Origin of the sequence: Collinsella sp. AM15-2, assembly GCF_003471985.1 — a bacterium.
GTDB lineage: Bacteria > Actinomycetota > Coriobacteriia > Coriobacteriales > Coriobacteriaceae > Collinsella.
On the sequence record NZ_QRKO01000043.1, the window covers coordinates 1 to 2,499 of the forward strand.

Annotated in this window: 3 protein-coding genes and 2 pseudogenes; all 5 read left to right on the forward strand. The window is 62.5% G+C overall.

Annotated features, from left to right (window positions below; genetic code table 11):
• Positions 1 to 48: 48 nt before the first annotated feature.
• Positions 49 to 546 (forward strand): annotated as a pseudogene (locus tag DW171_RS09950) (tryptophan--tRNA ligase); the annotation flags it as partial.
• Between the two features lies 1 nt (position 547).
• Positions 548 to 694, forward strand: a complete 147-nt coding sequence (locus tag DW171_RS09955) for an HAD family hydrolase (protein ID WP_233539159.1) — start codon at positions 548 to 550, stop codon at positions 692 to 694.
• Positions 695 to 811 (forward strand): annotated as a pseudogene (locus tag DW171_RS10450) (Arc family DNA binding domain-containing protein); the annotation flags it as partial. It lies immediately after the preceding gene.
• Positions 812 to 1,156: 345 nt separating this feature from the next.
• Positions 1,157 to 1,777, forward strand: coding sequence for a helix-turn-helix domain-containing protein (locus DW171_RS09965; RefSeq protein WP_117762863.1), 621 nt, complete (start codon positions 1,157 to 1,159; stop codon positions 1,775 to 1,777).
• Positions 1,778 to 1,882: 105 nt separating this feature from the next.
• Positions 1,883 to 2,236 (forward strand): hypothetical protein, encoded by a 354-nt coding sequence (locus tag DW171_RS09970; protein ID WP_117786958.1) that lies wholly within the window; start codon positions 1,883 to 1,885, stop codon positions 2,234 to 2,236.
• The last annotated feature ends 263 nt before the right edge of the window (positions 2,237 to 2,499 follow it).

The window sequence follows — 2,499 nt, forward strand, 5'->3', positions numbered from 1 at the left end:
TAAAAAGCCTCCCATTTCTCGTGTCCAAGAAATGGGAGGCAGTTCACCATCGCCCGCCGCTTTAACAACCGCTACGGCAAGGTGTTCCCCAAGGTCGAAGCGCTGCTTTCCGAGACCCCGCTACTGCCGGGCCTGGACGGTCGCAAGATGAGCAAGAGCTACGGCAACGCCATCAACATCTCGATGACCGCCGAGGAGACGGCCAAGCGCATCAAGAAGAGCCAGACCGACTCCGAGCGCATGATCACATTCGATCCCGAGAACCGCCCCGGCGTGTCCGGTCTGCTTTCGACGGCCGCCATCTGCACCGGTCGTTCCGAGGTCGAGATTGCCGAGGAGATCGGCATGGGCGGCTCCGGCCAGCTCAAGAAGTGCGTGACCGAGGCCGTCAACGAGCACTTCGCCCCCATCCGCGCGCGCCGCGAGGAGCTCGTGCAGGATATGGACTACGTCAAGGACGTCCTGCACGAGGGCAACCGCCGCGCTAACGAGGTCGCCGAGGCCACGCTCGCCGAGGTGCGCGAGGCCATGGGCATGGTGTACTAGCATGTACCGCCTTGTTGCAAGCGATATGGACGAGACCTTCCTCGACTCCAATCACGCCATCCCCGAGGCGAACATCCGCGCGCTCAAGCGCATGAAGGAGCTGGGGGGGGTTCTGCTCGTCCCCTCAAGCGGGCGCTGGTACTCGTAGATGCGCAGCGCCAACGGTCAGGTGGAATGGATCTTGCGAGACGCCCTCAAACGCGCGGGAAGGCTGCCAAAGAAAGAGCCCTCGTTCAAGGGCACGCCCAAAGGCGAGGAGGGCTAAGCCGGGAAGACAGGGCTCGGGCGCGGCCGACGTCGGGGCAAAGCCGCGCTCTGCCTCGCCAGCGCCGAGGCAGAGTTGACCCCGCCGCTCCAAAGTCGAGCCGAGCGGCGGGGCCAACACCAACCCAAAGCAAGCTCGCCCCCTCTATACGCACCAACCGGTCCCCGGAGGCACCCGCCTTTGGAGACCGTTCTTTTCCCAGCTAGATGTCGTATATAAAGCCTTTTGACAGCTCGATTTTGCCCCGTGGGGGTCAAATATAAAGACCTTTGATGGTACGATGCTCGCGTCAATGACATGGTGGCTCTCGACAGGGGTCACCCCGACCCTCTAGGGAGCAAACGCATGGAGCTGGGCTCGCACATCAAGGAGCATCGCACGGAGCTCGGACTGTCCCAAGACGATCTGGCGGAGCGCATCTACGTGTCGCGCCAGACCATCAGCAACTGGGAGTGCGGCCGTACGTATCCGGATGTCCAGAGCCTGCTGCTGCTTTCCAACGTGTTCGGGGTGACCGTGGACTCCCTCATCAAAGGAGATGTGGAAACCATGGCACAGGTAATGAACGAAGCGGTCAAGAAGTACAACGCCCTCTCCACAATCACGGTCGTGAGCGCGGTCGTGTTTTTGGTGCTGAGCGCGTGGGCGGCGTTCCAGTTCGAATGGGGCTGGGGCATGCACATCGCGCCCACCGCGGCGTTTGCCGCCGTGGCGCTCGTCGTGATGCTCGTGGCGTTCGTGTATATGGAACGCATGAAGAAGCAGCACGACCTCGTCACGTACCGCGAGGTGTTGGCGTTTAGCCGCGGCGAGCAGGTCGATCGCGACACGCTCGAGGGGCGCCGTGAGCGCGAGATGAACCCTTGGGTCAAGGGCACGCGCAACGCGGTGCAGATCATCATCGGCGCCATCGCCGGCGGACTGGTGGGCGTCGGCATCGGCATGCTCGCCAAGATGCTGAGTTAAAAGCGCGGGTACGCACCCGTTCCCCGAAATGGTATCCCCCTTAGCCCCCCCATTCTGAAGATGTATGCCAGAATGGGGGGGGCGATTCCCGTTAGGAGGTGCCCCATGAACGTCACCGTACGCGCGTCCCTCATCGCATTGATCGCAATCGTTGGCGTCTGCTGGGCAATCCCCGTCCTCCTGGTGAGCGTCGTCCCATCCGATGCCGGCATGATCGCCATGATGGCGCTGATCTACCCCGTGCTCCCCGCAACTGCAATCACCCTCGGTCTGCTCGCCGCGAACTCCGCGAGGACGCTCTTCTGGGTACCCGCAGCGCTCGGAATCGGACCCGCGCTCCTGTTTCCCCTCGCGGTCGAGGGCAGCCAGGACCTTGCGTTCCATGGGGTTGCCCATACCGCAATCGGCTACGCCGCCATGGGCCTGCGCACCTGGACGACTGCTCGACAACATCGCTAAGCCATCGCCCCGCAAGCCTCCACAAGCCAGATCTCCCCGCGGCGATGGCACGCATCGCAGCAACAATCATGCAGGTAAACCCCATGCAAAACAATTTTTGCAGCGCCCGGCAAGCCTTGCCGCATATGATGTACAACAGATTCGATAGCGCACCCGATGTGTTCGCGGGACGCTCCTTCACGACCGGGAGGTGACGATGGACATCAGCAACCAGATAAAGACGAGGCGCGAGGCGATGGGGCTCTCCCAAGAACAGCTCGCCG